Annotated in this window: 6 protein-coding genes; 1 reads left to right on the top strand and 5 read right to left on the bottom strand. The window is 57.8% G+C overall.

The features are described 5' to 3' along the window. Positions 1-190: 190 nt before the first annotated feature. Positions 191-1891: a site-specific integrase gene (locus tag VSR82_RS39260; protein ID WP_498858848.1), complete on the top strand. Its 1701-nt coding sequence runs from the start codon at positions 191-193 to the stop codon at positions 1889-1891. 3 nt (positions 1892-1894) lie between these two features. Here VSR82_RS39260 and VSR82_RS39255 read toward each other — a convergent pair whose 3' ends face one another. The 5 genes from VSR82_RS39255 to VSR82_RS39235 all read right to left on the bottom strand — a co-directional run bounded on the left by VSR82_RS39255 (position 1895) and on the right by VSR82_RS39235 (position 7546). Beyond that, complete coding sequence (locus tag VSR82_RS39255) at positions 1895-2155, bottom strand: hypothetical protein (RefSeq protein ID WP_498858847.1); 261 nt, start codon at positions 2153-2155, stop codon at positions 1895-1897. A 118-nt stretch (positions 2156-2273) separates the two neighbouring features. Next, positions 2274-4337 (bottom strand): site-specific integrase, encoded by a 2064-nt coding sequence (locus tag VSR82_RS39250; protein WP_498858846.1) that lies wholly within the window; start codon positions 4335-4337, stop codon positions 2274-2276. Next, positions 4330-5466, bottom strand: a complete 1137-nt coding sequence (locus VSR82_RS39245) for a hypothetical protein (protein ID WP_498858845.1) — start codon at positions 5464-5466, stop codon at positions 4330-4332. The genes VSR82_RS39250 and VSR82_RS39245 overlap by 8 nt, the downstream gene beginning before the upstream one ends. A gap of 563 nt (positions 5467-6029) precedes the next feature. Continuing rightward, a complete protein-coding gene (locus tag VSR82_RS39240) occupies positions 6030-7214 on the bottom strand; it encodes a tyrosine-type recombinase/integrase (RefSeq protein ID WP_498858844.1) in 1185 nt (394 codons plus the stop codon). Continuing rightward, a complete protein-coding gene (locus VSR82_RS39235) occupies positions 7211-7546 on the bottom strand; it encodes a hypothetical protein (RefSeq protein WP_498858843.1) in 336 nt (111 codons plus the stop codon). The genes VSR82_RS39240 and VSR82_RS39235 overlap by 4 nt, the downstream gene beginning before the upstream one ends. Between the last annotated feature and the right edge of the window lie 84 nt (positions 7547-7630).

The following is a 7630-nucleotide window of genomic DNA, read 5'->3' as shown; positions in this document are numbered from 1 at the left end:
AACCGTAACCTTTCGGGCTGTTACATTGTGGTCGCCGTCTCACGCGATGCGCTGACAGTCACTTTTCTTGTCGCGCACGCCATATTGATAAGATTCGTTAGCGGAATAGCGTCATCGAAGGTGCGGGCTAGGCGATGTCCGTGTCCGTGCCTTACGCTTCTGGAACTGCTGGCGAAGTTCGGAGGCCAATGTGAAGCACTCCAAACAGGATGACGGATCCCGACCCGACGCATTCGTTCCATTTCCTGATCACGCGTCACTCGCGGCGTTGCGCGCGTGGTATGAGGGACTAACCGCGCGCGCGGCCGTGGACCGCTACCTGCCTCACGCGCGGGCCTATGCGCAGTCTTCCCGCGGAATCGTCGGCCGCATCAAACAACGTCTGATACGGATCGCTGAGGCATACGGACGCGACGACATCGCCTCAGTGTTCACGGTTCACGGCACGAGTCGCACCCGTCAGGCGATAGCGGTACACCGGGCGATTGAGGCATTGCGGGAGCTGATTGCCCGCGAACCACGGATCAACGACGACATCGGTCTCTGGTTGCCGGCACGCACAATCCGGGCCTTGAAGGCTCAGGGGATTGCCACTTTCGCGGAGCTGACGCTGCAGGTTCCCCGGCGCCGTCTCTGGTGGGCGAACATCACAGGCATCGGGCCGGCATCGGCACGCGATATAGAGGCATTCTTCGCGCACCATCCTGCTCTGACAGAATCCGCACGCCAGCTCGTGGAACGCCTTGAATCGCGCGACCACTTCGTTTGGTGGCAGGTCTCGTGTGTGCGCAGGCTCGACGGCTCTCGCGGCAGGTATCGCGCGCCGAAGGCCAGATGCCTGCTAAACGCCATCACCGACCGGGAGGCAATCGAGGACTGGCTTGCCTTGCATGAGACCGATGCTACGTCGAGGGCGTACCGCAGGGAGGCGGAGCGTCTGCTCCTTTGGGCAAATCTGGAACGCAAGCGCGCGCTCTCGTCGCTGAATACCGAAGATGCGATCGCCTACAGGACGTTTCTGCATCGTCCCGAACCAAGGGAGCGATGGGTGGGCCCGCGGCGGAGTCGTGATTCGGAGGGCTGGAGACCCTTCTTCCGCCGGCTGCGCCCGTCTTCCGTGGCGTATGCACTCTCGGTGCTGTCTGCAATGTTCCGATGGCTAGTTGAACAGCAGTACGTCGTCGCAAACCCGTTTGCGGGTCTGGCCGCGCGCAGCAATCGATCCACGGCAGCGCCCCGAATGCGAGCACTCGGCGATGAGGAGTGGCGATTTGCGCGACGCGTCGCCAGCGAGTTGTCGACAGCACACGGCTGGTCACTGGAGGCGACCCAACGGCTGTGCTTTATTCTGGACTTCGAATTGGCCACTGGACTCCGCGCAGCCGAACTGGTCGAGGCGAAGACGGGTGATATTTATTTCGGCGATGCTGCGGACGTTTGGCTGCGTCTGCGCGGGAAGGGCCGGCGTGCCGCAACGGTCGCCTTGCCACCACTGGCGATGCATGCAGTGCAGACGTTTCTCTCGCAGCGAGGCTTGCCTGCAGATCCTCGTCGATGCAACCGGGACGTTCCGCTCGTGCCGGCGTTAAGCACAGACCTAAGGGTGAGCGTTTCCGGGACACGATTGCGTGTTGTATTGAAGCGGTTCTTCCGCCTGGTCGCTGAGCAGGTCCGCGCTACCGATTCGGTTGCCGCGCACAGATTCGAGCAGGCTAGCCCACATTGGCTTAGACACACGCATGCCACATGCGCGCTCGCGCGCGGCGTTGAACTGCGCAGCGTTCGCGATAACCTCCGGCACGCGTCGATTGCGACCACCTCGCGGTACGTTCATGGAAACGAGTTGCTCAGGATGCAGCAACTCAGCACTGCATTCGCCATGGACCAGTAACCGCTAGTGTTGATCCGACTTTTGTTTCAGCAGGCGTGCGTGGAGGAGTTCGTGCTCCCTTGTCAGGCGAAGGTTGATCGACTGCGACCTCGCCAGATCGGTCTTCAACTGATCGATTTCTTTGTGCGCTTCCCGCAATTTTCGGTGAAGGATGTCCACCGTGTCGGGCATCGCTTTTGTGCTCAAACGGCTTGCCTTGGCGTGAAGCCTCCGAACGCGCTCGGCGATGTCTGGATAACGGTTATGAACGGTTGCATTGCTCACGCCTGCTTCTCGGGCAACAGCTGCAATGCTGATCCTCGCGTCGGAGCTAGATTGCATCTTCCCGTGCTGCAGTCGGCGCAGCGCAAGCTCGAGCCGACGGCGCGTTGTGCTTTTCTGTTCAGCAGCCACGTCGCACCTTTGCAGGAGGCAGGCATGGCGAAGTGTCGGCGCCCAGGTCGGCGAGTACACGCTCAGCCCTTCGAAGATGATCGAGGCACCGCTGCCGGGAAGGTAGTCCAAGGTCGGCGCACCGCAGTACGTCGATCTGCTGTTGCCGTATTCCTTTCCAGATCTCGACATGTGTCGAATCAATCACAGCCTCGCCGCACGACGCGCATCTGACAGCATCGTAAAGCCCCTGGCCTCCGCAACCATCTCCACTTGCCATGCACCACGAGTGACCCGTTCCGCGAATGAAGACACTTTCGCCCAGCTTGCGGCAGAAGTCCCGCATATCGCGGACGGTTTTAAGCTCGCCCCGACTCCGAAACGCCATGATACGTTGCCCCCCGACACCCGAGAGGCTGCTATGCGGTTTCATCCAGCTTTGGATGATCAGACTTTGCAACTCGTCACGCTCTGTCATTATGTCGTTTATCAATGATCGGTCCGCGCCAGTATCGTGCCGCGCGTAGTAGAGCGTCATGTCGAGAGACCAGTGCTTGAAGTGCTCTCGCAGGTAACGGATATCGCCCAACACGTGTCGGGCAACGTAGACCGCGAATGTGCGCCTGAATTCATGAGGAGTGAGTGGCCACGTTTCTCCGAGGCGAACTCGCTCCCGCTTGATCACGCCATCCATGTCTTGTTGCTCGACTTTCAAATCTGCCAACCTGCCGAATGCGCTCAACGCGCTTCGGGCGGTGTCGCGGCCGACGACGGAGACCATCCCACGTCTCGTACGCGTGAGTAACAGCGCGTTACGATGACGCCGAAGCCGTTCAAGCTCGACCTTGATCTTTGCACGAGAACGCTCGTCGAGATGACGGACATATGCTGCACGCTCCAGAACCTTGATCCGTTCGCTAATGATCGCTCGTTCTGGTTCTCCAAGCCGCGTCGCAACGACAACTGCCTTGCCAACCACTTCCGGCACCATCCATTCTGCGGATGTTGGCTCATTCTCAAGCTTGTAGGTCGTCCCACGGAGCCAGCAGAACGTGTCGCCGTCGAATCCCGCCCTTTTTACAAAGCATCCAACTTCCAGCGACGCCAGTTCAGAGTCGCGCATGCCAGAGAAGACTGCGCATACGATATAGCACGCAGTCCTTAGATGAAGGAGATCGATGTCCACCTGCCGGCGTCGCTCATACCGGTGTTCGGCAAGAAGCTGTTTCTCCTCTTTTAGGCGTCGATGGGACGCCTTCAAACGAATGTACTTTTCTTCATCTGTGCACACACTCGAGAAGCCATTTGGATAATTCTTCCGGTGCGCACGTCTGGCTTCGGCAAGCCTGCGGTCTGCGTACCCGGCCAGTAGATCACGCAGGGATAAAAGAGAATCTGAGCGGTTCTCGATGTAATCGAGTGCCATACGTACGAGCTTGCACATCAGTCGCTGCGGGATGACTTCAGTCGTTGCCTGCTTCCAGCTTTGCAGTCTTGGCTGACGACCGGCCCGGGCGAGGTTTGTTGGGCCGCCGCAATCGGGTTGCCATGGATATTCCGGAATCCGGTCGACAAGATGATCCCCAAGTTCGTAGTAGCTTGTGATTGCACCCAACACGCCCGCAGCCGTTGAGGGCTGAAGGTCTCCCGTCAGACTTGCGGCAAACCGGGCGCAGTGGTTCGGCGTCAGTTCGCTGAATGTCGTCAGATCCTCGTCGATCATCCATGCAACCACCCTTCGGATTTGAATCCAGTTCGTCTGTAGCGTACTTGCTGATACTGGCCTGCCACGTTGTCCACCTGCTGCGCGCCAACGCGTGTAGAGGAAGCGCTTCACCGATGCGAGCAGCGGCTCATATCTAGCGTCCGTGAGGCGACACCCTCCTTTGAACGGGCGGGAGAATACGATGTGCGGTACCGGCCGATTTCTTGGAGCAAAGCACTGCACGAGCTTCCAGGCGTCGTCGCCGTAACGGGAAACAATCGTGTTGCCTTGCCGACAGACGATGACAGCATGCAAATCTTCCGCTCGAACGCAGGCCAGATCCACCAGATGATTGGTCAAACTAGCCATGGTCGTGCCCTAGGAGCATTGCTCGATCGCGCCACATCGGATGGGGATCAACGAAGGCCTGCTCTTTCGCCTGCTTCACGATTGAAGCTTTGAACTGGGGTGCAATGACCCGGTCGATCTCGCGGATCACCCAGCCATAAACTTTGTGCCATCGATTTCTGCCAATGAGGTTTCTCTCCTTCACAAGCAGCCAGTAAAAGCTGTACATGCGGTACAGATCACTCTCCATCACGACCTGATTGGGGCACCGGAAGCAATGAAGGAACGCAGAGCACGCTGTATGGCCATCTTTCGGCGCATACCGACCATTGAGTGGCGAAGAACACCGGCCAACACCTGTGTTGCTCTCGCCTGCGAGGGTACGCCTGATGTCGTCGATCTCGACGTGCATCTCCCTTGCCAGGCGCGTCAACGTTGCTGTGTCCCTTGACGTTCCCCGAAGCTCAATTTCCAGACATTTGCCGAGAAAGTGGTGGTTGCGCATCATCTCGGGGGTCACCGCAAGATAGTGGCTGTCTGTGACATGGGGGCGGTTGCCGAGCAGGACCGCAGTCATGGCAAGGTCGCCCCCTGTCAATTCCCACATTCGAGATGCGAACGTCTTTCGCAGTCGCATGACCGTCACTGCCAGTGGGGACGGGTTTTCGGACCCGACGCATACGTCACTTGCAATCAGGTGGTGTCGCGTCACGAAGCGTTCAATGGAGGTATAGATAATTTTTTTGGAGAATGCAGCCACCGAACCGAGCTTTACCCACCGGCGAGACCGATGATACAACCAGAGCTGATTTCGCATATCAGCGGGCGCCTCATTGACCAATCCATCAGTAAGCTCCAGGACATCGCATATCAAGGAGCTTGTATCGGCAGCAAGCACGCTGATCTCCTCGACGTCGCGTGGCTTGCGAACCGATAGGGTGGAGATGCTGTTGCCGCGTCGCTTATAAGTAGTCAGCAGCGAATGTGTATCCGGTTTGAGCGGATGTGGCTGGATAGCATCGCGTTTCATCTCGCAGAGAGAGGTTGGGTTCCTGCCGGTTCTGGCTGCGATGAGAAGGAAGTACGTTAACAGGCGATCGGGCTCGGTGCCAACAAATGTTCCGGCGCGGATAGCCCGAAGATCATTCATTAGCGCTGTCATAAGTGCCCGCATTTCGTCCTTCGTGTAGGGCGCGGGCGACTTGAGGGCGCGTGTGGCGTACGGAAACAGCCGGGGCGGGAAGCAGTCCATACTAAGTTCGCCAGCGGCAACGCACTGCATTAGTACTGTTTTCAGGCTCACGTATAACGAGCGGACAGTCCCGTAAGAAAGTCGACCGCTCTCCGTCCTTGCCGGTCGATTTCGCAGCCAGACGACGAAGCTTTGAAGTGATTTTCGGTCAATATCCGATATTCGCCGCACAGGTTTAGATGCGCCTCTCGCCGCGTCTAGAAACCCGAACCATGCCGACACTCCGCCGTGATATATAGCCGTGATACTGGTGTTTGTAAGTGTAGGTTGAAGCCGTCTCAGGCCCCTTGCCATCGCCAGGATCAGATCATCGCGGCCTGCGTCTGCTCCCGTTTTCGCATGACATTGCCAGCGACGGAAGTCCAGGGCTGTTGTCGTCTGAACGACCCAGGGATCGCGACTTCCAGTGTGGGAAGCCACAGCGCGCTCAGCAGCGCGATCAAGCTTATAACGATTCGGTTTCACCGTTCGTCTCCGCCAATGAGAAGCGCGTCTATTTCTCGCTCATATTGATTAAGATGTCGTTCGCCGAGCAAATCGAGGCAGTGAACGTACGCGGTCGTCGTTGATATCGACGCGTGCCCGAGCCGATCACGCACCCAGGCGAGCGCGTAACCAATGTTACGGTTTTGACTTTCCGCGTACAGTTCGAGCGTGGCGAAGGTGTGACGCAGCATGTGTGGCGTGACCTTGAACTCAAGCGACGGCTTCCCGGGAGAGGCTGGGCACCAAAGCTTTCGATAGACGTTACATAGCCCTTTCTCGCTCCAGGGTGTCCCCAGCCGATTCAGGAACACGAATGGAGAGGCTTTCCCCTCTGTCATGCGATAGAGCTTGGCTCGTACGGCCCCCTCGCCGAAGTTGGCGAAGTCGAACAGATCCTTGATGAGTTGCCCGGAGGCGTAGATCCGGCGGGGGCGACTTCCCTTCAGTATCATGTCAGACGGAGAGAGGTCGATCGCAATTCGGTGTGAACGTCTATCGGGTGATGGATCGAACAGATACTTCATCGGAAACGTTCTACACTCCTCGTTCCGCAAGCCGGTCTGAAGCATCAGCTTTGTCATCAACCGGATAGTGGGGCTGCCACAGCTCTGGAGAAGCAAGCGACACTGATCGATGTTGAGAAACCGGATGCCGTGACGAGGTACTTTAGGAAGCGTTGATTCCCGGATCACGCTTCGAAGCGACGAGTCTTCGGCACGCGATATCATGAAGACGTCCCATGGAACACTGGCGATTCGATTTCGCGCAACGGCCCACTCATAAAAACGCATGATCTGGGACAGTCTTCTGCGCACCGTAGCGGGCTGCATGGCGTGTTCCCCGGAGCAGCGACCGCTCACGCCAAGCGACCAGTTGCGATACAACGCGATATTCGAAATCTCATCGACATCATCGGTGCGTAACGGCAACGCGTCCCAGCTTAAAGAGTTAGCGTCGAGCCATGCAAAGTAATCGTAGATCGCCTCGGCGTAGCTCTTCCACGTTGCAGGACTTTTGATTCGAGGATTTTCGAGGGCGAGCCATAAGAGGTAGTCGCTGGCTGGCTTGACCAGCTCCATGTCGTCGTAACAAAGAAACGGAATGCCCTGACGCGGCCGCCCTTTGTAGACAAAGTCGTTCGTCGCGTAGAAGAGCCTCACTTGGGCACCGCTTCGGCACTGTTATGCGCGTCAATGCATATTTTTACTGACCGCACAAAGTCCAGGCCCATGATGTGTGCTGCAAGGTCGATCGCGCCTGCACCGCCTCTTCCGCCATTTGCCGGCGGTAGGAGTTCGTTAACCCAACGCTCGCCGGTGAACACGAATCGGAAGTCGCGGCCAGCGTGGTTCACGTGCACGCGAACACTGCTGGACGAAACGGCCGATTTGTAGTCCCGATCCAACTTGCAATACGCGCCAATGAAACGGAGCAGTACGTGGAAGGGAACAGCTCGCGCTGTTTCGATCTCGTCGCGAGTCCACGGTCCCATAAAAGCACTCCTGAACAACACTACTGCCACAAAATATAGGCTACGAGGCACTCTTTTGCGTAACTGTTACAAGGTTACAGTTCA

The organism is Burkholderia sp. JPY481 (genome assembly GCF_038900515.1).
GTDB classification, from domain to species: Bacteria; Pseudomonadota; Gammaproteobacteria; order Burkholderiales; family Burkholderiaceae; genus Paraburkholderia; species Paraburkholderia youngii.
Note: the sequence above shows the minus strand (reverse complement) of the source record. Positions and strands in the feature narration are given on the sequence as shown.